Source organism: [Bacillus] selenitireducens MLS10, from assembly GCF_000093085.1.
GTDB lineage: Bacteria > Bacillota > Bacilli > Bacillales > Salisediminibacteriaceae > Salisediminibacterium > Salisediminibacterium selenitireducens.
Genome location: NC_014219.1, coordinates 2,600,511 through 2,623,420, shown reverse-complemented (window position 1 = coordinate 2,623,420; position 22,910 = coordinate 2,600,511). Strand labels below are relative to the sequence as shown.

At 47.0% G+C, this 22,910-nt stretch carries 25 protein-coding genes; 12 read left to right on the top strand and 13 right to left on the bottom strand.

Features of this window, described 5'->3' with window-relative positions; all coding sequences use genetic code 11:
• Positions 1 to 111: 111 nt before the first annotated feature.
• Positions 112 to 936: an aldo/keto reductase gene (locus tag BSEL_RS12225; protein ID WP_013173327.1), complete on the bottom strand. Its 825-nt coding sequence runs from the start codon at positions 934 to 936 to the stop codon at positions 112 to 114.
• Between the two features lie 187 nt (positions 937 to 1,123).
• Here BSEL_RS12225 and BSEL_RS12220 point away from each other — a divergent pair, with 187 nt between their 5' ends.
• Positions 1,124 to 2,110, top strand: a complete 987-nt coding sequence (locus tag BSEL_RS12220; protein WP_013173326.1) for a lipoate--protein ligase — start codon at positions 1,124 to 1,126, stop codon at positions 2,108 to 2,110.
• Between the two features lie 61 nt (positions 2,111 to 2,171).
• On the opposite strand, the gene deoD is transcribed toward BSEL_RS12220, so the two are convergent.
• The 5 genes from deoD to pssA all read right to left on the bottom strand — a co-directional run bounded on the left by deoD (position 2,172) and on the right by pssA (position 7,265).
• Positions 2,172 to 2,879, bottom strand: coding sequence for a purine-nucleoside phosphorylase (gene deoD, locus BSEL_RS12215; protein ID WP_013173325.1), 708 nt, complete (start codon positions 2,877 to 2,879; stop codon positions 2,172 to 2,174).
• Positions 2,880 to 2,964: 85 nt separating this feature from the next.
• Positions 2,965 to 3,405, bottom strand: a complete 441-nt coding sequence (locus BSEL_RS12210) for a redoxin domain-containing protein (RefSeq protein ID WP_013173324.1) — start codon at positions 3,403 to 3,405, stop codon at positions 2,965 to 2,967.
• A 17-nt stretch (positions 3,406 to 3,422) separates the two neighbouring features.
• Positions 3,423 to 3,968 carry a peroxiredoxin gene (locus BSEL_RS12205; protein ID WP_013173323.1) on the bottom strand — a complete coding sequence of 182 codons (546 nt, stop codon included), beginning with the start codon at positions 3,966 to 3,968 and terminating at the stop codon, positions 3,423 to 3,425.
• Entirely contained in the window at positions 3,968 to 6,577 is a 2,610-nt protein-coding gene (locus BSEL_RS12200) for a CBS domain-containing protein (RefSeq protein ID WP_013173322.1), read from the bottom strand. Before BSEL_RS12200 ends, BSEL_RS12205 begins: the two co-directional genes overlap by 1 nt.
• Before the next feature lie 145 nt (positions 6,578 to 6,722).
• Positions 6,723 to 7,265: a CDP-diacylglycerol--serine O-phosphatidyltransferase gene (gene pssA, locus BSEL_RS12195; protein ID WP_013173321.1), complete on the bottom strand. Its 543-nt coding sequence runs from the start codon at positions 7,263 to 7,265 to the stop codon at positions 6,723 to 6,725.
• Between the two features lie 128 nt (positions 7,266 to 7,393).
• Between pssA and asd the strand changes: the two genes are divergently transcribed.
• The 4 genes from asd to BSEL_RS12175 all read left to right on the top strand — a co-directional run bounded on the left by asd (position 7,394) and on the right by BSEL_RS12175 (position 12,219).
• Positions 7,394 to 8,203, top strand: a complete 810-nt coding sequence (gene asd, locus BSEL_RS12190) for an archaetidylserine decarboxylase (protein WP_013173320.1) — start codon at positions 7,394 to 7,396, stop codon at positions 8,201 to 8,203.
• Positions 8,191 to 9,357 (top strand): CdaR family transcriptional regulator, encoded by a 1,167-nt coding sequence (locus BSEL_RS12185; protein ID WP_013173319.1) that lies wholly within the window; start codon positions 8,191 to 8,193, stop codon positions 9,355 to 9,357. Before asd ends, BSEL_RS12185 begins: the two co-directional genes overlap by 13 nt.
• A 109-nt stretch (positions 9,358 to 9,466) precedes the next feature.
• Positions 9,467 to 10,879, top strand: a complete 1,413-nt coding sequence (glcD, locus tag BSEL_RS12180; protein WP_013173318.1) for a glycolate oxidase subunit GlcD — start codon at positions 9,467 to 9,469, stop codon at positions 10,877 to 10,879.
• The gene (locus BSEL_RS12175; RefSeq protein ID WP_013173317.1) at positions 10,876 to 12,219 is read left to right on the top strand and encodes a (Fe-S)-binding protein; all 1,344 of its coding nucleotides are present in this window, start codon (positions 10,876 to 10,878) and stop codon (positions 12,217 to 12,219) included. Before glcD ends, BSEL_RS12175 begins: the two co-directional genes overlap by 4 nt.
• A 188-nt stretch (positions 12,220 to 12,407) precedes the next feature.
• Here BSEL_RS12175 and mnhG read toward each other — a convergent pair whose 3' ends face one another.
• The 7 genes from mnhG to BSEL_RS12140 are packed head-to-tail and all read right to left on the bottom strand — an operon-like array spanning position 12,408 to position 18,171.
• Positions 12,408 to 12,758 carry a monovalent cation/H(+) antiporter subunit G gene (mnhG, locus tag BSEL_RS12170; protein WP_013173316.1) on the bottom strand — a complete coding sequence of 117 codons (351 nt, stop codon included), beginning with the start codon at positions 12,756 to 12,758 and terminating at the stop codon, positions 12,408 to 12,410.
• Positions 12,739 to 13,020 (bottom strand): Na(+)/H(+) antiporter subunit F1, encoded by a 282-nt coding sequence (locus BSEL_RS12165; RefSeq protein WP_013173315.1) that lies wholly within the window; start codon positions 13,018 to 13,020, stop codon positions 12,739 to 12,741. The genes mnhG and BSEL_RS12165 overlap by 20 nt, the downstream gene beginning before the upstream one ends.
• Complete coding sequence (locus BSEL_RS12160) at positions 13,020 to 13,496, bottom strand: Na+/H+ antiporter subunit E (protein WP_013173314.1); 477 nt, start codon at positions 13,494 to 13,496, stop codon at positions 13,020 to 13,022. Before BSEL_RS12160 ends, BSEL_RS12165 begins: the two co-directional genes overlap by 1 nt.
• Positions 13,497 to 13,501: 5 nt before the next feature.
• Complete coding sequence (locus BSEL_RS12155) at positions 13,502 to 14,995, bottom strand: Na+/H+ antiporter subunit D (protein ID WP_013173313.1); 1,494 nt, start codon at positions 14,993 to 14,995, stop codon at positions 13,502 to 13,504.
• Complete coding sequence (locus BSEL_RS12150; RefSeq protein ID WP_013173312.1) at positions 14,988 to 15,326, bottom strand: Na(+)/H(+) antiporter subunit C; 339 nt, start codon at positions 15,324 to 15,326, stop codon at positions 14,988 to 14,990. The genes BSEL_RS12155 and BSEL_RS12150 overlap by 8 nt, the downstream gene beginning before the upstream one ends.
• The gene (locus tag BSEL_RS12145) at positions 15,326 to 15,751 is read right to left on the bottom strand and encodes a Na(+)/H(+) antiporter subunit B (RefSeq protein ID WP_013173311.1); all 426 of its coding nucleotides are present in this window, start codon (positions 15,749 to 15,751) and stop codon (positions 15,326 to 15,328) included. The genes BSEL_RS12150 and BSEL_RS12145 overlap by 1 nt, the downstream gene beginning before the upstream one ends.
• Complete coding sequence (locus BSEL_RS12140; RefSeq protein WP_013173310.1) at positions 15,748 to 18,171, bottom strand: Na+/H+ antiporter subunit A; 2,424 nt, start codon at positions 18,169 to 18,171, stop codon at positions 15,748 to 15,750. Before BSEL_RS12140 ends, BSEL_RS12145 begins: the two co-directional genes overlap by 4 nt.
• A gap of 374 nt (positions 18,172 to 18,545) precedes the next feature.
• Between BSEL_RS12140 and BSEL_RS12135 the strand changes: the two genes are divergently transcribed.
• The 7 genes from BSEL_RS12135 to rsfS all read left to right on the top strand — a co-directional run bounded on the left by BSEL_RS12135 (position 18,546) and on the right by rsfS (position 22,909).
• Positions 18,546 to 19,079, top strand: coding sequence for a YqeG family HAD IIIA-type phosphatase (locus BSEL_RS12135; RefSeq protein ID WP_013173309.1), 534 nt, complete (start codon positions 18,546 to 18,548; stop codon positions 19,077 to 19,079).
• Positions 19,049 to 20,170 carry a ribosome biogenesis GTPase YqeH gene (gene yqeH / locus BSEL_RS12130; protein WP_013173308.1) on the top strand — a complete coding sequence of 374 codons (1,122 nt, stop codon included), beginning with the start codon at positions 19,049 to 19,051 and terminating at the stop codon, positions 20,168 to 20,170. The genes BSEL_RS12135 and yqeH overlap by 31 nt, the downstream gene beginning before the upstream one ends.
• A gap of 77 nt (positions 20,171 to 20,247) precedes the next feature.
• Positions 20,248 to 21,081 carry a shikimate dehydrogenase gene (gene aroE, locus BSEL_RS12125; protein WP_013173307.1) on the top strand — a complete coding sequence of 278 codons (834 nt, stop codon included), beginning with the start codon at positions 20,248 to 20,250 and terminating at the stop codon, positions 21,079 to 21,081.
• Between the two features lie 2 nt (positions 21,082 to 21,083).
• Entirely contained in the window at positions 21,084 to 21,377 is a 294-nt protein-coding gene (gene yhbY, locus BSEL_RS12120) for a ribosome assembly RNA-binding protein YhbY (protein WP_013173306.1), read from the top strand.
• A gap of 12 nt (positions 21,378 to 21,389) precedes the next feature.
• A complete protein-coding gene (gene nadD, locus BSEL_RS12115; RefSeq protein WP_013173305.1) occupies positions 21,390 to 21,965 on the top strand; it encodes a nicotinate-nucleotide adenylyltransferase in 576 nt (191 codons plus the stop codon).
• Positions 21,958 to 22,536, top strand: a complete 579-nt coding sequence (gene yqeK / locus BSEL_RS12110; RefSeq protein ID WP_013173304.1) for a bis(5'-nucleosyl)-tetraphosphatase (symmetrical) YqeK — start codon at positions 21,958 to 21,960, stop codon at positions 22,534 to 22,536. Before nadD ends, yqeK begins: the two co-directional genes overlap by 8 nt.
• Positions 22,537 to 22,546: 10 nt before the next feature.
• A complete protein-coding gene (gene rsfS, locus BSEL_RS12105; RefSeq protein WP_013173303.1) occupies positions 22,547 to 22,909 on the top strand; it encodes a ribosome silencing factor in 363 nt (120 codons plus the stop codon).
• Position 22,910: the final 1 nt, after the last annotated feature.

Genomic DNA, 22,910 nt, shown 5'->3' with positions numbered 1-22,910 from the left:
TGAATGTGACGCAAGGGGCCATTTTTTGGTTTATGCCGAAGGATTGTTTAACTCCGTGAAAAGATTATCGTATATGTGCAACTAAAGCTTGACGACAAGCCCGGTTTTCCTTTAGCGAACGTTCATATCTTTTGGTTCAGGTCCTTTTCGTTCTCCTTTATCCAGTGAAGCGAACTTCTTCATCTCTTCATCAGTGAGCGTAAAGTCAAATACATCGAAGTTCTCTTCAATTCGGTGCGGTGTGACGGATTTTGGAATCACAATATGGCCGCGTTGCATGTGCCAGCGGATGATGACCTGTGCTGCCGTTTTGCCATGAGCCTCTGCAATAGCCAGAACCGTTTCGTGGTTCAGCACATCCCCGCCCTGCATAAGCGGACTCCAGGCTTCAAGAAAAATGTCTTCCTGATCGAGGTAGGCCTTCAGTTCATTTTGTTGCAAGAACGGATGGCATTCCACCTGATTGACAGCAGGACGGACGGTGCACTCTTGTTTGAGGCGCTCAAGGTGATCGATATCGAAGTTGCATACCCCGATGGCTTTCGTTTTGCGGTCGTGATAGAGCTTCTCGAGCGCCTTATACGTATCAACATAATCATCAAATTCAGGCGTTGGCCAATGAATCAGGTACATGTCCACGTAGTCGAGGCCGAGTCTCTCAAGGCTGTCCTCAAGGGCTTTCAGCGTTTGATCATAGCCCTGGTCTGCGTTCCAAACCTTGGTTGTAATGAAGAGTTCTTCTCTTGGAATACCGGACTCTTTAATGGCCCGTCCCACTCCTGCTTCGTTTTTATAGATCATGGCCGTATCAATATGACGGTAGCCTGCTTTTAAAGCATGGAGAACCGCCGGTGTCGCTTCCTCATCTTCTACCTGCCAGACGCCGAAACCGACTTGCGGGATTTTAAGACCATTGTTCATTCTCACTTCAATCATTATGTATTCCTCCTTCTAAATATGGTGAAAGCGAAGTCATTATAACACAGATAAGCGGATCTGTTCAGAGATTGCGCTTCCCTTTAATCGGATTTCACTTGTATGGTAAGATAACTACAGTTTCAAAAACATCACATATACATTCAACGTTGGTTGAGTGCTGACGAAGAAACGAGGAGGAACTGAGATGAAGTTTATTGATAATGAAAACAATCATGACCCAAGGATCAATCTCGCTATTGAGGAATATGCATTGAGGCATCTGCCGATCGATGACACGTATTTGCTCTTCTATGTAAATGAACCTTGCATCATTGTAGGAAAAAATCAAAACACTGCAGAAGAAATCAACAAGAATTACGTGGATGAACACGATGTTCACGTCGTGCGCCGGCTTTCAGGGGGAGGGGCAGTGTATCAGGATCACGGTAATCTGAACTTCAGTTTCATTACACGTGACGATGGAGACAGCTTTTCAAACTTCCAAAAATTCACACAACCGGTCATAGATACACTGAATAAACTGGGTGTTGAAGCGAAATTAAGCGGACGGAATGATATCCATGTGGGTGAACGTAAAATATCAGGAAATGCGCAATATACGACTAAAGGCCGCATGTTCAGTCATGGGACGCTGCTTCTTGATTCGGATATAGAACAGGTCGTTATGGCACTCAATGTGAGTGATGAAAAGATCCGTTCAAAGGGCATTAAATCCATTCGCAGTCGGGTTGCGAACATCAATGAGTTCCTCGATCAGCCGTTAACTGTCGATGAATTAAAACAGGAAATCCTGTCATTTGTGTTCGCAGAAGGTGATGTGGAGACATACAGGTTGACGGAGGAAGACTGGAAAGGTGTCTATGAAATTGCGGATGAACGCTACCGGAACTGGGATTGGAACTATGGAAAGAATCCGAAATTTGATGTGCACCGTTCGAAGAAATTTGATGCGGGTCTGCTTGATGTTCGCATGAACGTAAAAGGGAACGTCATAACCGAGGTAAAAATATTCGGCGACTTTTTCGGTGTAGGGGAAGTGACGGATGTGGAGAAGATGCTTACAGGTGTGCGTTATACGAAAGAGGCGATTCATGAAGCCCTGACTGATCTTGATATGACTCATTATTTTGGCAGGATCTCAAGAGAAGATTTTATTGAATTGATCTATTGATTAATCTCATGAAAAAAAGGCCGTCACGCGGAGATCACGTGACGGCCTTTTGATTTTCTCTTTATTCTGCAATCGCTGCATCAAGAGCTACGTAAATCATGTCGTTAAATGTTTCCTGACGTTCCTGTGAAGTCGTTTCTTCTCCCGTCAGAATATGATCACTGACGGTCAGTACAGACAGGGCATGAACACCGAATTTAGCGGCAATCGTATACAGTGCGGAAGACTCCATTTCCACAGCGAGCACCTGATGCTTTGCGAGGTTTGGAATCAGTGTCTCATCTTCGTTGTAGAAGATATCACTCGTAAAGACATTGCCCACCTTGACGTTCATATCCTTGGCAACAGCACCGTCATAAGCCTTCTTTAGGAGACCGAAATCTGCAGTAGGTGCGAAATCAATGCCGTTAAAGAGGTGCTGATTGACCCCGCTGTTTGAGGAAGCGCTCATTGCAATGATGACATCACGAACTTTCACATCTTTTTGAATCGCACCGCATGTACCGACACGAATCAGGTTTTTTACGCCGTATTCATTGATCAGCTCATGGACATAGATCGAAATGGAAGGAACCCCCATTCCGGTTCCCTGAACCGATACACGCTTTCCTTTATATGTTCCGGTAAAGCCGTACATACCCCTTACTTCGTTGTACTGTGTAACGTCCTCAAGAAAATTGTCTGCGATGTATTTCGCCCGTAACGGATCCCCTGGCAGCAGAATCGATTCTGCCACATCGCCTTTGTTTGCACCAATGTGTACGCTCATGTTTATCATCCTTTCAAATGGTTAAGATGTCTGACCTCTCTGTGTATTGTATCATGAATTCGCATACAGCAAAAGAGATATCCAATTAATCTGTGATCCTCATGATTCGGCGTCTGAGCATCCCTGTGGCACGTCCTCCGGCCTGATAGTGTCTGAGTTTGCCGGATGCGTCAAAGAGGTAATAGGCCGGTACGTAGCGATTTTCAAAGATGTCCGTTAAGACCCGCTCCCTGTCGATTACGCAGGGCTGCGTGATGCCATGCTGATGAATGGCTGATCTGATTTCATCCATGTCGTAGTCAATATCCTGTCTTGGCATGTGAACAGCGATCATGGACAGCTGATCGTGAAAGTCCTCGCGAAGCTTATTCAATTCAGGATAATCTTTTTTGCAAAGTGTGCAGCTGACAGACCAGAAGTGGATCAGGACAGGACGATTCAAAGGTGAAGCTGATGTTACGTTATCCGGGGCGTTCAACCAGATCAGGTCTTCTGGAAAATCGGGCAGTGGTGTATGCAGTTTCACATCTAAAACCTCCTGATTTAAAGAGTTTTCGTACCGGGTTCCCAGTCGGCGGGGCAAAAACCTTCCGTTTGCAAGGCTTGCAGAGTATGAAGAGTATGGGACACGTTTCGGCCAATGTTATGATGATTGACCTGGGCATAGACGAGTTCCCCTTCAGGGCTGATGATGAACAGTCCCCGAAGTGCAATCCCATCTTCCTCAATCAGGACACCGTAATCGCGACTGACGCTGTGACTTGGATCTGCAGCAAGGGGGTAGTTCACAGAACCAATTCCTTTTTGATCCCGATCCATTTCCGTCCAAACCCGGTGGGAGTGGATGGTATCCGTTGAGACACCGATGATCTCAGCGTCAAGCTGCCTGAAGGCGTCGTAATGATCACTGAAGGCGATGATTTCCGTCGGACAGACGGTGGAGAAGTCCATCGGATAAAAGAACAGGACGGTCCATTTGTCTTTTTTCATGATCATTTCGAGGCTGATGCGCCCGAATGAGCCGTCAGGCATGAGGGCTTCCATATCGAATCGGGGGGCTTGTTTTGCAACCACTCGTTTATCAGTCATTAGCGTGTCCTCCTTTTTTTCGTCGAGGCCGGATATTTGTCTTCGATATAGTGAAGCAGGGCCTCGCGGTCATATTCCGGATGTTCGAGCTGATAGAGCTCTGCCTCAAAAAGCATTTCTTTGAAGGCAGGCGATGGGGTGTAGCCTGCATTGATCAAATCTTGACCGGACAGCGAAAAGGTGAGCGTCTGTCGTTTGAGCATGTAGTCGAGTAAGAGATCCGACGCGTCCGTCAGGCAGTGTGCAGCACCCGCGGCTATAGCCTCATCGTTGAAGTGAACAAGAAGGCGGTGGATATCCGATAGTGAGGAGCCTGAGCGGATCCGGTGAATCAGCGGTATGACCGCACGGATATCATGAAGCAGTTTCCGCTCCTGTTTCCGTTCCGCATAGCCCAAAAGCTGATGAAATTCCTTTTCAACTTCGTAATAAAACATGGCGATGTATCCGATCCAGGACGCCGGACTGAAGTCAGATTGCTCAGGGGCACAGGCAGAACGGAAGTGGTGAAAAGTCCGGATGCGATTTTCCACCTGATCTTCCTGGACCTTGCTGCTCAGTATATAGGACGTGATGGTCAACTGTTTAAGCCGTTTAAATGATTGAAGGGGATCTTCTTCATAAAACATGCGTGACAGTTCGCTGGATTGCCTTGACTTGGAAACAGACAGGAGATTGTTGGCGGACTGAATGGCAAGATCTTCTGTCTGATCATCCATTTGAAAGCCGAAGCGGTTCTCAAAACGGACAGCCCTGAGGATCCGTGTGGGGTCCTCAACGAAGCTGAGGTTATACAGAGTGCGGATACGGCCTTTGTTCAGGTCTTCAAACCCGTGAAAGTAATCAAGCAGGTCCCCGAATTCTTTGCCGCTGATACAGATTCCCATGGCATTGATGGTGAAATCTCTTCTGAATAAATCTTCTTTGATCGTGGACAGTTCAACTTTTGGGAGGGCTGCGGGAAAATCGTAGTATTCAGTTCTCGCACTGGTCAGATCGATTTTGTAACCGGCCGGATGCTTCCAGGTAGCCGTTCGGAATTCGGCATGCGTCCTGATTTGTCCACCGTAGGAAGCTTTCAGCTCTTCTGCGAGAACAATCCCGTCGCCCTCCACGACGATATCCATATCTTCATTGGCATGCTGTAATAAAAGGTCGCGCACCATGCCTCCGATTAAATAGGCGGACATGTTCAAATGATCTGCCGTTTTGCCGATCAGGCTGAGGATTGAAAAGAGATCTGGATGCAGCTGCTTTTTCATGGTTTCTGTCAATTGCCGTTTCATGGGCACTGATGCCCCGGTAAGCGAAGTGAAATTAAGGCTCTGTTTACCGTGCATGGCTCGGATCACATCAGATCTCGAGACTATCCCTGCAACTTCAGTTCCATTCATCACAGGAAGCCTTCCAATCTGATCTTCAATCATCAGCTCGCGAATTTCTTCGATAGTGGTATCCGGCTGTATGGTAATCGGGTTTCGGCTCATATAGCCTTTTACCGGGGCATGTCCGAGTTTGTGATGAAGGGCTTTGTCCACATCACGTCTTGAGATGATCCCGGTAATGCAGTCGTCCTCAACAACAGGAAAGCCGGTATGACCGTAGCGATAAAGCATTTTTGATGCAGTTTCAATGGATGTATCCGGCGCAATGACCCTGACCGGGGAAGACATCATGTCTTTGGCAGTGAGTGCAGGCAGTGTGATCATATCAAGCTTTTCGATGATTTTGTCGAACACGGTTTCAGCCGGTGTCTGATTGACATTGGCCGAGGCTGCCTGGTGGTGACCGCCACCATGGTAGATCTTGACGAGTGGGAGTAAATCAATACGCTCGGATTGCGCGCGCGTTGTGATGAACGTTTTATTTCCCATTTCAACAATAGCAATGACGGCATCTGCACCTGTTACCTGCAGCAGTTTGGATGTCACCGTTGCAAGGTGGCCGGTATATCCTGACTGGGAATGCGAGGTGATGCAGATCACGAGACCGTCCACAGTTTCTGTTACGACCCGGTCCAGGAGGGTCTGAAACAGGAGCTGCTGGTCTTCTTTTAAAGGCGGCTCTCTGAATTGGTCGACGACTCTTAAATTCGCGCCTTCCTCGAGGAAACAGGAGGCTGCTGCAAGATCCCTTGCAGTGGTATGATTGTATGTAAAGGATCCGGTATCTGAATAAACACCAAGGGCAAAAACCGTTGCTTCAAAGGGAGACAGCGGGATGTTGCGTTCTTTGATCTGTTCATAAAGAAGTGTAATGGTCGAGCCGATTTGTTCGATGTGAGATTCAATGCTCTGTTCTGTGTCTGCTGATTCCGGGTGATGGTCAAAGATCCGGAATTGTGCTTGATCAGGAATTTTTTCGTGGAAATTACCGGTTCGTTTCCGGCTGTTGGTATCAACGAGAATCACTTCCGTGATCTGATCCCATGGAATCTGGTTGGAGCGAGTGTACGGAAATGTATCTTTGTAAATCGCAAAAAAATGTTCCACCTCGGCTGAGAGCTTCGATGGGAGAACAACCTCGGCATCCGGGAACAGTTTTTGTGCAGCGAGCATTGATGCGAATCCGTCAAAATCAAGATTCGTGTGTGAAAGGATTACTCTCATGTCTGAATCCTCCATTTGGCAAATTTAAGAAATCAATAAAAGTGTGAGACGAAAGAAAAACACCCGGCACTCACGTAACAGGTGTTTGGCTGATGTGAAAATGTAGGCCGATCCGTATCAAACATTTAAGTCAGTCGGGGGAGATTTATGCTTTTCGGACACGAAATGAACTGATCATCAGGACGGAAAGTGTTAGAATGATAAACATGAAGATGTGCGGTTCGATAACGCCCTGTAAGAGATAGGTGATGGTCAGGATACAGCCGGCTCCTGTGATTGGAAGCCCGACGAAATAACCGCTCTGCTCACTTACGTTGAAACGTGCGAGTCTGATTGCCCCGCATGCAATAAAGATGACGGTGGCCAGTGAGCCGGCAACACCGAACTCAACGAGCGTGGACTGAAAGATTAAGAGAGCGGGAGCGAGCCCGAATGAAATCAAATCGCAAAGGGAATCGAGCTGTTTACCCATTTCTGATTCAATGTTCATCTTACGGGCCACTTTCCCGTCAAAACGGTCAAATACAGCAGCTGCACAAATGAGAGCTACAGCGGTGCCGAACTGACTTTGAAAAACAAACAGGATCGCCATGCTTCCGAGTCCGAGATTGAGAATCGTCAGTAAATTGGCTGTTTGAGAACGAAATCGTCTGAATGTATTGTCAACAAGATGCTGAAGAAGAATCATCTTTAAACCACGTCCCTTCGGGATCTTGAGAAATCCCTTTAATAAATGTTAATTATACCATAATTATCACTCAACGGCACTCACAACCTGTGAATGTTAGTCGAAGATTATCTGGAGGTTCATTTTTTATGAAAAATAAGGTATACCGGGCTGGACTGACATTGATCCAGTCACCGCTGTTTTCGGCAAATTTGCAGCGCTTTGCACGTTCGCGATGGAGCAGGCCGCTGATTCGTCCTTTTGCGGCGTTGATCCGATTTAATCCAAATGAATCAAAAAAGAAACTGTCCGGATTTATTTCCCTGCATGATGTCTTTACAAGGGAACTGAAAGATGGGGCACGTTCATTTCAGGGAAAAGCAAATGAAGTCCTCAGTCCTGTGGATGGCACATTGACAGCGGCCGGACATTTTGACGACAAGGGTGAGCCTGAATTTAAAGTGAAGGGACATTCATACAGCCTGAAGAAACTTGTGAGGCTTCCTGAAGTCATTGAACGGTATCGAAATGGCAGTTACGCTGTTTTGTATCTTGCTCCCCACAATTATCACCGTATTCACACACCTGTTTCAGGGACAAGAATACGCAGTTATGCACTTGGAGAAGCTTCAGATCCCGTGAATGACTGGGGGCTGGCATACGGGAACAGCCCTTTGCAGGAGAATTACAGGCTGATCACGGAACTCGATACCGATCATGGCGGTTGCGCCGTGATCAAAGTGGGTGCGGTGAATGTGAACAGCATCCAGTTGACAGGGTTTGATTCGGAGGTAACACGAGGTGATGAACTTGGTTATTTTTCATTCGGTTCTACTGTGATTCTGTTGTTTGAATCGGATCAATGGCAATGGATTGCTGATGGTGAAGGCATGAACATCCGTATACAGGCCGGGGACAAACTCGCAGAGGAGATGGGGGATACTGAATGGAATTACTGACAGGCGTGGCATCAAGGATCGTGAATGAAGTGACGGAGATCGTGCGTGAAGAAGTCATCGTTGTTGATCAGACAGGAACCATCATCGCAGCGAGTGACCGCAACCGGATCGGCAACTTTCATGAAGGGGCGAAAATCGCTGTTGATACAGGTAAACATTTTATTATCCGTAAACGGGACGTTCCGAAATTAAAAGGTGTAAAGGCGGGGTTGAATCTGCCCATCATGATTGACGGATCTGCAGTAGGTGTGATCGGGATCACCGGAGAGCCTTCAAAAGTGATTCAGTTCGGTCAACTCATTCAGCGCATGACTGAACTCATTATTAAAGAAGCCTATTCATCCGAACTTCTCGACTCTAAACATAGGGGCTATGAAACGTTCGTCTATGAGTGGGTCAACATTCAGGATGTTGATTTTGAATTTCGTGAGCGCGGGGAAATTCTTGGCATTCGGCTTGACCGCCCAAAGTGCTGCATTCTCATCGATCTCATGGAAAAGCATCTGACACACCAGGACGGAAGTGCACTCAAAAGGGCAACGGACCAAACCGTCACGGATTATCTGCGACTTGCGTTTGAACAGAATCCCCAGGATTTTGTGGTTCCATGGGGCGCAGGCAGATTTATGGTTGTAAAAGACATGAACGAACCAGTTCAAGATGCGAAACTTATCGAACGGGAGCTTAAACAGATCTTACAGGAAATAGACCGGCAATTTCAATTTCAGGCCCAGGCTGGTGTCGGAACGGTGGTTCACGTTCCGGAAGAACTGCGCCGCTCTTATCAGGAAGCAAAACGGGCCATCAGTGCAAAAGGGCATTCAGAAAAAGTCGTCTTTTATTCAGAACTGTCTCTCGAGCTCGCTCTTGCAGAAATCAGCACGATGACGAGAGAACGTCTTATAGAAAAAGTGATCGGCTCCATCATGAACGAAAAAGACCTGATGGATACGCTCGATGTATTTATAGAACATAATCTGAGATTGAAACCGACGGCCGAAGCCCTGCATATTCATATCAACACGCTGCATTACAGATTGAAGCGAATCTCCGAACTGACGGGGAAATCGGTGAAGCGCACAGAAGATATTGTATCACTCTATATTGCGGTTCATTTTTATCATGATCAGGCGCAACAGCCGAAAATTGTATGAAGATATAAATATTCCTGTGTAAATACAGGAATATTTATTTTATTACACATAGCTGCAAGCGCTTTCTTGCTTTATACTAGGAGTATACCGATTTAGTGGGGGGAGAAATATGTTAAAGAAAAAAGTTCGAAAACAGTTAGCGGATATTGTAGGAGAAGAGAATTTACTCGATTCACCTCAGGATCTTCTCGTATATTCCTATGATTCCACACCGGATTTTCAAAGTATGCCGGATGCTGTCATCAAGCCGCGTTCAACAGAAGAAGTATCTCAGATCTGTAAGGTGTGCAATGAGTCAGGGACACCGATCGTACCAAGGGGTAATGGAACGAATTTATCAGCAGGTACAACACCGCTCCGCGGAGGGGTTGTCATGATCTTCACGCACATGGATAAATTACTGGAAATTGATGAGGAAAACCTTACGGCAACGGTTCAACCGGGTCTCATTACTCTCGATTTGATCAATGCCGTTGAAGCAGTGGATTTGTTCTACGCTCCGGATCCGTCATCCATGAAGATTTCCACGATCGCCGGGAATATCAATGAAGGATCAGGCGGCCTCAGAGGTTTGAAGTATGGTGTTACGAGAGACTATGTTATGGGTCTTGAATTTGTATTGGCAAACGGGGATATCGTTCGTACCGGAGGAAAACTGGCGAAGGATGTGGCCGGATATGATTTAACAAGACTGATGGTTGGTTCAGAAGGTACGCTCGGTGTCATGACGGAAGCGACACTGAAACTGATTCCCAAACCGGAGACTAAAAAAACCATGCTCGCTCTTTATCCGGATCTTGAAACAGCCGGGGATACGGTATCAACGATTATTGCAAATAAGATCATCCCTGCGACGCTTGAATTTCTTGATCAGCCAACGATCCGGGTAGTGGAGGACTTTGCACAGATTGGACTTCCGACTGATGCAGGTGCCATTCTCCTGATTGAACAGGACGGTCCGAAAGAGGTGGTTGAGCGTGATATGGAACGCATGAGAGAAATCTGTGTACAGACGGGTGCACTCTCTGCAGAAATTGCCAAAACGCCGGAAGAAGGCGAGGCTCTCACTGCAGCCAGACGTTCAGCTTTATCTGCTCTTGCAAGAATGAAGCCGACGACGATTCTCGAAGATGCAACAGTTCCGCGGTCAAAAGTCGCCGAAATGGTTCGGGCGATTGAAGAGATCGCTAAAAAACACAATGTCGAGATCTGTACATTCGGACATGCCGGAGACGGCAATCTTCATCCGACTTGCATGACTGACGCCAGAGACCGTGAAGAAATGAAGCGTGTTGAAGAAGCGTTCGAAGATATCTTCATGAGAGCGATCGAAATGGGCGGCACGATTACCGGTGAGCACGGTGTCGGCGCGATGAAATCACCTTACCTGGCCTGGAAAGTGGGCGAAACAGGTGTAGAGATCATGAAAAATATTAAAATGGCATTTGATCCGAATAACATTATGAACCCGGATAAGATTTTTGCCAAAAACGAGAAATTCCGTGTGGTGGTGAGCAAATGAGTATGACAAAGAAGATGCAGAAAGATATAACTGCCGACTTTCAGACAAAGATGGATTATGATGAAATGCTGAACTGCATGCGCTGCGGCTTTTGTCTTCCGGCCTGTCCGACATATCGAGAGACTGGTGGAAACGAAGCAGCATCGCCACGTGGGCGTATTGCCCTTATGAAGGCCGTCTCAGACGGCATGATGGCGCCGGATCAGGATTTTGAGGATCAGCTCAGCCTCTGTCTTGGTTGTCGAGCATGTGAACCGGCCTGTCCATCCGGGGTTAAATACGGTCACCTTCTTGAAGATGCCGTTGATATCCTTCAAAAACACAAGAAAACAAGCCTGAAGGAGAAAGGGATCCGTAAAGTCGTCCTCGACAATGTATTCCCGAATCCCGGCAAGATGAAGCAGTTGAACAGTCTGATGTGGTTCTATCAGAAGAGCGGTGTCCAAAAGCTGGCCCGCGGAACGAAGATGACAGGAATCGTCGGGAATCACCTTGCCACATTCGAGCGTGTGTTACCGGAAATTCCGGCTCCGTCACGCATGAAGAATCGTCCGACGCATGTCCATGCAGAAGGCGAAGTGAAAAAGAAAGTCGCATTCTTCTCCGGCTGTCTGATGGATACGATGTTCATGGATACCAACGACAAAACCCTTTTCCTTCTTAAGAAGGCGGGCTGTGAAGTGGTGATCCCGAAAGAACAGAGTTGTTGCGGGGCTTTGCACGCACACAGCGGCGAAAAAGAAGCAGCACTCGATCTGGCAAAACAGAATATCATTGCCTTTGAAGAGGGAGAGTTTGATTATATCATCAGTAATGCAGGCGGCTGTGGTGCTGTCCTTCATGATTATGGATATATGCTCAAAAATGATCCGGAATGGAAAGAGCGCGCTGAGCGATTCAGCAGCCGGGTCATGGATATTTCAGAAATTCTGCTTGATGCAGGTCTTCCTGAAATGTCTCTCCCTGAACGTATTGTCACGTATCAGGATTCCTGTCACCTCCGCAATGTTATGAAAACCTTCTCCGCACCTAGAGAACTGTTAAAACAGATCAAAGGGGTACATTTTGTGGAAATGGTGGATGCTGACCGGTGCTGTGGTTCTGCCGGTACGTATAATCTTGTTGAAAAAGAGATGTCCATGCAGATTCTCGATGTGAAAATGCAGGAAGTATACAAAACCAAGGCTACAACAATTGTCACGGCTAACCCTGGCTGTCTCCTGCAGATGAGACTCGGTATTGAACGTGAAGGGAAATCGTCTGAAATGGACGGTGTTCATATCGTTGACTTATTGGCCGACGCGGTCAAACATGCAGAATTGAAAAAAGAAACGGTGTAATGCAGACGAAAAGGATCCGGCTCATGCCGGGTCCTTTTGTGTACAGGAAGCAATTGACCATATGATCCGGTATGACAGATCCCGGAATGACAAGGAATACATACAAAAATCAAGCACCTGAGCGGATCAGGTGCTTGATTTTGTATTGGTTGTGAATCCTTTTAGCTGAGGGATAAAGAAGCAGTTCTTTATCCTTGTTTTTTTTGTTTTTTCATTGCTTCAGCAAGGTCATCCTGCTGGTTATTTCCCCACATTTTAACGTTAGTGTTGTATGCGGAACGTGCAATCATAAATGCAGCCACCGGAGCTGTCAGGAAAACGAAAATGATCGTTAACAGGAGTTTTCCGACGACGATTCCGTCAATCCATAGGAAAAACAGAAAGACACCTGTGATAATGCTGATAACGCCAAGCGTAGCGCTTTTAGTCGCTGCATGCAGTCTTCCGTATACATCGGGGAAACGTACGATTCCAATGGCACCAAGGAGGCTGAGCGCCGCCCCCATGATGAGAAACACACTAATGACGATCTCGGTCAAGGACGACACCCCCTTCCACAAATTTAGCAATCGCAACGGATCCGATAAAGGCCAGAATGGCAATGACAAGAACGACTTCTGCATAAGCGATCGTATCCTGAATAATCATCAGAATGGCAATGAAGCCGATCAGGTTGATTCCAATCGTATCGAGGGCCACAATGCGATCAGCGACGGTAGGGCCAATCAAAGCCCGGATTGTCGTGATCAGAATGGAGATGGCCATGATGATGAGTACGATGGATGATACAGTTGTCAACATCAGTGCGTCACCTCCATGATGGCCCGTTCAAAGGACTGTCGGATTTCTTCAATTGCTTTTTCCTTGTCAGGAACATGAATGGAGTGCACATAGAGTGTGCGGCCATTCTCAGAGAAGTTCATGGTCAGTGTTCCTGGTGTTAAGGAAATCAGGTTTGCCAAAAGAGTCACTTCCCAGTCCGTCCGAAGCTTTGTCGGGATGGCAATGATCCCGGGCTGGATGTTCATTTTCGGGCTTAATACGATCTTGATCATGTCTATATTGGACAAGATCAACTTGTACATAAACAGGATCAGCAATTTGAAGAGGGCAATCACCCGCCGGAAATAAAAATCAAAGTGAAGGAACCTGCGCAGAACATAGAGCAGGGCAACACCGACGAGGTAGCCGATAAAGAAATCAAGGAATGTATACTCATTTTGAAGTAACATCCAAATGAAGGCCAGACCGATGTTTAATAAAATTTGAAAAGCCATAGCACCTACTCCTTCAGTACAGATTCAATATAGATTGACGGATCCGTCAGCTGCTCTCCCATTTCCATTGAAAAGGCGAAGAAAGGTTCTGCGGCCACCCCGAGCAGAATGGTCAAAAAGACCAGCGGAAGGACCGGTAACAGAAGCTTTCCGACCGGTTTTTTCTCGGAAGCAGCATGATCGGGAAACTTGACTTCACCCCAGAATGAGGTGATGAAAATCTTCATCATGGAGAACAGCGTCAGAACCCCGGTCAAGAGGCTGACAAAGATGACGAAATAATGCCCGGCTTCGAGACCTGCCACAATCAGGGCAAACTTACCGAAGAACCCGCTCAGTGGCGGAATACCGGCAAGGGAAATGGCTGAGATGAAGAACAGCCAGCCGAGATACGGGTGAGTCTTCAAAAGCCCGCTCATCTTCTTCAGATGCGATGTGCCTGAGACATGCTCGGTGGCACCGGCGAAGAAGAACAGTGCGGATTTGACAATGATATTGTGAGCGAGGAAATAGAACGTGCCTGCGATCGCGAGGCTTGTTCCAATCCCGATACCCATGATCATATAACCGACCTGAGAGACGATATGAACGGCAAGGATCCGTTTAAAGTCAAACTGGGCAACGGCTCCAAGAACCCCGATAAACATTGTCAGACCACCGACGATGAGCAAAATGGTGTAAATCATCTGATCGTGATGGAAGACGAGTGTGTACATTCGCATGATGGTGTATACACCGACTTTGGTAAGCAGTCCGCCAAAGAGGGCTGCGATGGCTGCGGGTGGCGCAAAATAGGAATGAGGCAGCCAGTAATAGAGTGGGAAAATCGCACTCTTCGTACCAAAGACGAACAGGAAAACGAGACCGATTACCGTTAGTATGCCGGAATTGCCTGCTTCATAAAGCTCAGCGACTTTCACGGATAAATCGGCAAGGTTCAGAGTCCCGGTCACGCCGTAAATATAGGCAACGGCGATGATAAAGAACATCGATGAGACGGTATTGATAATCACGTATTTCAGCGATTCTCTCAGCTGGTATTTCCCGCTTCCGAATGAGATCAGAATGAAGGAAGAAATCAGCATCACTTCGAAAAAGACGAAGAGGTTAAACAGGTCACCTGTCAGAAAAGAGCCGTTTACCCCGACAATCAGAAAAAGAAAGAAGGGATGAAAGTAATTGTACTCCCGTTCTGCGGTGAATGTCTGATAGGCGAAAAACAGGGTAACCAGACCCAGAATACTCGCTAGCCAGACTAACGAGGTTGATAACAGGTCGCCGACAAGTATGATCCCAAATGGTGCAGGCCAGTCACCAAGGGCTATCGTTTGGATCCCATCCGTATATGCCAGGTAGACGAGGGCAGTTGAAACCAGGAAAATCAGTGCCATTGAGGTGACAGTGATGATTCGCTGGGCGTTTTTGTACTCTTTTAAGAAAATGAGTACAACCCCTACAAGCATCGGGATGAGTACAGGCAATATGACAAGATTAATCATCTTCAGATCCCCTTAATTCATCAAAATTATCAGTTCCATGTGCTTTATATGTCCGGTAGGCCAATACGAGCATAAAAGCAGTGATACCAAATCCGATAACAATCGCCGTCAGAATCAGTGCCTGAGGCAGCGGATCGGAGTATGAGGCGGCTTCTTCTCCAAGGAGAGGAGGGGAGCCGGTCTTCAGTCCTGACAGTGTCAGTAAAAGCAGGTGAGCCCCGTGTGAGAGAATAATCACGCCGAGAATCACACGCAACAGGCTTTTTGTCAAAATTAAATACGTGGCGACAGTAACGAGTATGCCAATCATAAATATCATGAGTATTTCCATCAGCTATCATCCTCCGCAATCGTCAGGATGGTGAGCAGGGTGAAACCGACAACGACCATATAGATTCCCAAATCAAAAGGCAGTGCCGTGGTCAACTCAGTCTCACCGAGAATCGGTAAATTAAAATAATCGAAGAACTGTGTCAAATACGGAAATCCGAACAGCATACCGACGATCCCTGTCAAAATGGCAATCAGAAGGCCTGCTGCGATGATTTTGTCGTATTGAAACGGAATCACACGTCTGATGGTTTTCAGATCAAAGCTTAAATAAAGCAAAACCAGTGCCGAGGCCGTCATCAGTCCACCGATAAATCCGCCGCCGGGGTTGTTGTGACCGGCAAAAAACAGAAACACGGAGAAGGCGAGAATGATAAAGGCCACGATTCGTGTAATCACATGCAATTGGATCGGGGTATTTTTCATACTTCATCCCTCCCCGAAGCTTTATATTTAATCAGAACCACTACGGCAAGTCCCACAATACCGAGAACCAGCACTTCTAAGAGCGTATCAAGACCTCGGAAGTCAACGAGGATAACGTTGACGATGTTCTGACCGCCTGCAAGAGCGTAGGCATTTTCGACAAAATAATCAGAGATTGGCGAAATTGGATTTTCTGTACTGAACGCATGAGCACTCAATGCGACAAGTGTTACAACAGTACCAACACCAATTGAAATCAGAAGGTTGGTCACCTTGAATACAGGTTTGAAGCTTTCTGACTTCAGCTCCGGCAAATGATAGAACGCCAACAGTAAGAGTACCACCATCACTGTTTCAACGAGGAGCTGTGTCAACGCCAGATCCGGAGCCCGCAGAACAACAAATAAGAGGGCAACAAGGAAGCCGACAATTCCCAAGAGGACGATGGCCGGTATCCGCTTGGAGACAAACGGAATGGCTACCGTTGCAAGGGTTGTCGCAGCAACGATCAGGAACAGGTAAGGCGAAATGCCGGCTGTTTCACTGAAATCAATGGCGATGGAACCGGTCGTGATCAGTGCATAGCCAATGACAAGAATCAGGAATACAAACATATACATAAAGTAGTGTCGCAATTTCCCTGTCATTTGAACGCCATCAACTTTCTGTGCTCCGCTGATGAGTCCCGTCAGACCATTATCGTAAAACCAGTTCAACGGATCCCGTTCACCGGCATAAAATGCCGTCTGTTCGAGTTTTCGCATATTCAGGAAAATGGCAATCCCGATAAAGACAACACCGAGAGTCATCAGAAGCTCGGTATTGATCCCGTGCCAGTGATAGATATTGATGTAGAACTGTTCGCCTGGAGCTGTGAGTCCAGGGATTATGGCCTGCATGGCAGGTTCAATGATGGTATAGGCCAACAGGTTCGGGAACAGACCGAAGAAAATAACCATAGCTGCAAGTACCGCCGGTGAAATCAGCATACCGACAGGTGCTTCGTGGGCATGTTTCGGCAGTTCATCCGGCTTATGCTTTCCGGTGAAGGTCTGGAACAGCATATTTGCCGAGTATACGAAGGTAAACACGGAAGCGATCCAGGCGACAACCGGGAAGATGGCCATCAGAAACTGACCGCTGAAGATATCAACCGCTGTTGCATTCAGCACACCTTCAAAGAAGAGCTCTTTACTCAGGAAGCCGTTAAAAGGCGGCAGCCCTGCCATTGAGGCAATGCCGATGAGAGAGATTGTAAACGTTACTGGCATGATCGCCATCAGGCCGCCGAGTTTACGGATATCACGAGTACCGGTCTCGTGGTCGATAATCCCGACAACCATAAAGAGACTACCTTTAAATGTCGCGTGATTAAAGAGGTGAAACACAGCTGCCAGGATTGCAACCGTATAAAGAGACTGCCCGTCATCGAGTCCATAATGGAATGCGGCGGAGCCCATACCGAGCAGACTCATAATTAAACCGAGTTGACTGACCGTTGAAAAGGCAAGAATCCCTTTCAGGTCTTTCTGCCTTACGGCGGATACGGAGCCCCACAGGAGCGTGAAGAGCCCGAATGACGTGATGATCCAAAACCATTCTGCCTGTCCGCCAAAAACAGGTGTCAGTCTTGCAACAAGATAAATACCTGCTTTAACCATAGTGGCCGAGTGCAGATACGCACTGACCGGAGTCGGAGCTTCCATGGCGTCAGGAAGCCAGATGTGAAATGGAAACTGCGCAGATTTCGTAAAGGCACCTGCGAGGATCAGGAGCATAGCCGGAATGAAATAAGGACTGGCTGCAATCTGATCGGCAACGTCGATGATGCCGCGGATACTGAACGTACCGGCCATGAGATACAGCAATGTGAAACCGGCGAGCATGGCAAAGCCACCGGCTACCGTTATCATCATGGATTTCTGGGCACCGTAACGGGACCGTTCTTTATGGAACCAGTATCCGATTAACAGAGCAGACGACAGACTGGTCAACTCCCAGAATACATAAAGGACAATCAGGTTATCAGATAAAACGACACCGAGCATTGCCCCCATAAACATCATTAAGTACACATAAAAATTGTTTAGCGGTTCATCTTTTTTATTCGCAATATAGTAGATGGAATAGAGAACCACCAAGGTGCCAATCCCGCTGATCAGCAGGGTAAACAAGAGGCTTAATCCGTCGACATAGACCGTATAGGCAATGTCGAGTGAAGGAACCCAGTCAAAGGTATAACTGACTTCCTGAAACGGATCACCGCTGAAAGGCAGGTATTGGAGCATAAAAATAAAAATGATCAGTGGAACAGGTAACAAAAACCATCCTGTATGTATGTGTCTGAACTTTTTATACAGGAATGGAATCAATACGGCCACGATAAATGGCAGTAACGGAATAAAATGAAGCGTAGACAAATGATATACCTCCCTCGTAGTAAATTCTATGATTTCCGGCTTGCTAAGATTTTTTGCAATCAACACAAAGATAACGTTGACATGCCCCGATACACCTGTCAAACGTTAATCTGCGCGCAATTGTTCCATTCTCACTTTTGCATAAATAAAATTATAATATAAATCGAAAGCCCTTGCACCCCTTGAAGCCTGATGAGCTATCTGTTTTTCTACCCCTTTATAAATATGAAGAAACCCATATAATAATCGCCGCAAAAAAATTTTATAAATATCGTTCTTGACGGAATTCGGTTTGATATTTGACGTCAGAAAAAGGTATGATAGATTAGTATGAGCAGTCTTATGACGAAAAAAAATGAAAAGAGGGGTAAAGGGTGTTAAAGAAATTCATCCCTAGTCAGTATGTGCCCACGGTATTTGATATATCCGTTCAGGGGTTGAAGGAAGCAGGAATCCGTTATATCATAACGGATCTTGATAATACGCTTGTAGCATGGGATCAGGCGAATGCAACAGAAGAACTCGAGGCATGGTTTACCCATCTGCGAAAAGAAGGGTTTGCCATCGTCATCGTGTCCAACAACAATGAAAAACGGGTCCGGGCTTTTGCAAAGCCTTTGAACATCCCGTTTATTTATCGTGCAAAGAAGCCGCTGACCGGCGGATTTGAACAGGGGATAAAGCTGTTGAATGGCAGTAAAAAACAAGCGGTGGTTATCGGTGATCAGCTGATGACAGACGTTCTCGGTGGCAATCGCGGCGGGTTCAATACCATTCTCGTCGTCCCGGTTAAACCGACAGATGGCATCTTTACCAAGTTCAACCGTATGATGGAACGAAGAGTGTTCAGTTTAATGAAACGAAAGGGGTTAATTGAATGGGATCTGATCGAGAGCAAGAAGCGTTAATCTGCGCCGGATGCGGCGTTACCATACAAACAGAGCATAAGGAGGCAACGGGCTACACGCCGCCTTCGGCTCTTGAGCGGGAGGTTGTCATCTGTCAGCGCTGTTATCGTCTGAAGCATTACAATGAAGTTCAGGATGTATCACTCACGGATGACGATTTTTTGCGGATTCTGAATCAGCTTGGTGCCAGGGACGGACTGGTTGTCAAGGTCGTCGATATTTTTGATTTTGACGGCAGTTGGCTGAATGGTCTGCAGCGTTATGTGGGAGAGAACCCGGTGCTGCTTATTGGGAATAAAGTGGACTTACTGCCGAAATCAGTCAAACGGCCGAAGGTCATTCACTGGATGAAAAGGGCAGCCAAGGAAAAAGGGCTCAAACCTGTTGATGTTCATCTCATGAGTGCCGAAACCGGCGAAGGTGTACTTGAAGCTGCCGATCTTATTGAAGAATACCGTAACGGCAAAGATGTGTTCATTGCCGGCAGTACGAATACGGGGAAATCAACGTTTATCAACCGGCTTTTGAAAGAGTACGGTGCTGCGGATGAACTGATGATTACGACATCCAACATTCCGGGAACGACTCTTGACATGATCGATGTGCCGCTTGATGACGGATCTTCCCTTTACGATACGCCGGGGATAATCAATACACATCAGATGGCGCACCGTGTGGACAGGTCGACACTGAAGACCATATTGCCACGAAAAGAGGTCAAACCGAAAATTTTTCAGCTGTCTGAAGAACAGTCCATCTTTTTTGCCGGTCTTGGCCGGATAGATTTTCTCAAAGGAGACAGACAGTCTTTTATTGTCTTTATGTCCAATGATCTGTATATCCATCGCACAAAACTGGAAAAAGCGGACAGACTGTATGAAACACAGCTTGGTGATCAGCTTTCTCCGCCATCGGGCAGCGAGTTGGATCATTTCCCTCCATTAAAACGTAAGGAATGGAAAGTGGACGCAGGGAAATTTGACATCGTTTATTCCGGTCTCGGTTGGGTGACCGTTGATGGACCGGGGGCAATTGTTGCCTCCTATGTGCCGGAAGGCGTTGAAGTCAGTATCCGGCCTTCTCTTTTTTAAAAGTTTGATACAATGCATGATAAAATGACGTGTTGACGTTGATTATCGATGTACCAATCAGGAACGGGGGGAATCAGATGAAACAAATCTTTGGAGTTTTTGGAGATCCAATTGAACACAGCATGTCACCTGCCATGCATGAAGCCGCCCTCTCGCATGCCGGGATTGACGGGGCTTATCACGCCTTTCATGTGAAGCCTGAAGGTCTCCAGGATGCAGTAAAAGGGGTCAGGGCCCTCGGAATCCGCGGAGTCAACGTGACCATTCCTCATAAAGTCGATGTTATGAAGCATCTCGATGCGATTGACCCCCTTGCCGAGCGGATCGGAGCTGTGAATACCATTGTGAATGATGATGGCGTACTCACCGGTTTTAATACAGACGGGGCGGGTTATCTTGAAGGACTGAGGCCACTTCTGACTCATCCGCTCACGGACATGCGCGTCCTGATCATCGGTGCAGGAGGTGCAGCGCGGGCGGTCGCCATGACGCTTGCATCGAAAGAAGTCAAGGAGTTGTATGTAGCAAACCGAACGGAAACCAAGGCCGGTGAACTTGCAAAGGCATGCAAACCGTATGCAGCCTCTAGATCCTTGACTCTGAGTCTCGCACAGGCGAGACTGATGGAGTTTGATCTGGTGATCAATACGACCTCCGTCGGCATGTCACCCAATGTGGATAACATCCCGATTTCTCTTGAAATGCTCGGGCGTGATACCATCGTGACAGATCTGATATATAACCCGATGGAAACCCGGTTACTTAAGATGGCCCGTCAAAAAGGTGCGAAGACACAAAACGGGCTCAATATGTTCGTCCTGCAGGGCGGACTGGCATTCGAAAAATGGACAGGAAAAACGGCACCGCGTGATATTATGCGCCAAACCGTTCTCGATCAATTAGGAGGATAAATATGCTCAGTGGAAAACAAAAAAGATATTTGCGGGGAGAAGCTCACAGCCTGAAAGCGATCTTTCAGGTGGGGAAAGCAGGCGTTAATGCTAATCTGATTAAGCAGGTTGGAGAGGCCCTCGAAGCAAGAGAGCTGATTAAGGTCAGCATTCTGCAAAACTGCTCGGAAGACAAGCATGATGTTGCAAGAGAGCTGTCAGAAGGTGCAGACGCCGAAACAGTGCAAATTATCGGCAACACAATTATTCTGTATAAAGAATCCGAAGAAAATAAAACGATTGAACTTCCCCGCTGACAGGAGGTTTTTATGAAGCGAGCCGGTATACTTGGAGGCACATTTGATCCACCGCATATTGGACACCTGATTATGGCTGAAGAAGCAAGACTCAACAGGAACCTCGATGAAGTCTGGTGGTTGCCAAATGCCATCCCTCCTCATAAAGCTGTACCGAGTGAATCAACCGTGAATGACCGTCTGGCCATGGTCAGGTCGGTGACGGAAACGGATCCGTCATTTCGCCTCTGCGACATCGAAATTAAGAGGCCGGGCCGTTCTTATACGGTGGATACTGTCGAGGAGCTGATTCATACCTATCCGGACGTTCAATTCGAGTTCATTATGGGCGGTGACAGCCTCAGCGGGTTTCACCAATGGCACAAAGCAGATCAATTAAGTACTCTGTTGCCATTTACCGTTCTCTTGAGACCGGGCTATGCACTTCCTGAGACGCTGGTTCCAAAGGAGCTCGTAATCCTGGATGACGTTTCTCTCGAGGTATCATCAACGGAGATTCGTGAGCGAATCAGACAAGGCAATAACAACCGGTTTTTACTTTATGAGAAAGTGTATGACTATATAAAGGAGCGGGGTCTGTATGAATGAAAAACAGGCGTTTGATCATGTCAGGAAGGCCTTGAAACCTAAACGGTATGAGCATACGGTCCGTGTCGTTGAGACTGCGGATGCCTTGCAAAAAAAGTATGGCGGTTCACGCGAAACGATCCGTTTGGCGGCGATCCTTCATGACTACGCGAAATACCGACAGGCCGAGGAGATGCGTCAAGAGGTGAGAAACATGGACGATTTGCCTGATGATCTTCTGGACTATGGAGATGACATCCTTCATGCTTTTGTCGGTGCGGTGTATGTGAAGCGAGAGCTTGGCGTCAACGACGAGGAGATATTGAACGCGATCCGTTACCACACGACGGGCCGATCCGGCATGAGCAGGGAAGAAAAAATTGTGTTTCTTGCAGATTATATTGAGCCGGGACGGACATTTAAACAGGCTAATGAAACAAGAGAAACGGCAAAACGGGATTTGGATGAAGCGTGTTTCGAAGCGTTGTCAAACAGCATCCGGTTTTTAGCGGGTAAACGATTGCCGATTTACCCGGATACATTTAAAGGGTATAATGATTTATATCAACTGATACAAACAGAGAAGGAATGATGTATGCGTTATGGATACAAAAGAATTGTTAACACTGGCTGTTAAAGCCATCGATGATAAGAATGGTCATCAGACCATTGCCATGGATATGCAGGGAATATCGCTTGTTGCAGATTACTTTGTCGTCACACACGGGAACTCCGAAACACAGGTTGAAGCGATTGCAAGAGAAGTGAAAAATGCGGCCCAAGAACAGGGGATTGAAGTCAAGCGACTTGAAGGTCTGAGTGAAGCACGGTGGGTCCTGATTGATTTAAAGGATGTCGTTGTTCATGTGTTCCACAAAGACGAAAGGCTGTATTACAACCTGGAAAAATTGTGGGCCGATGCCAAAACCATCGAAGCAGACACAATCCTCCAAACCAACTCCTGAA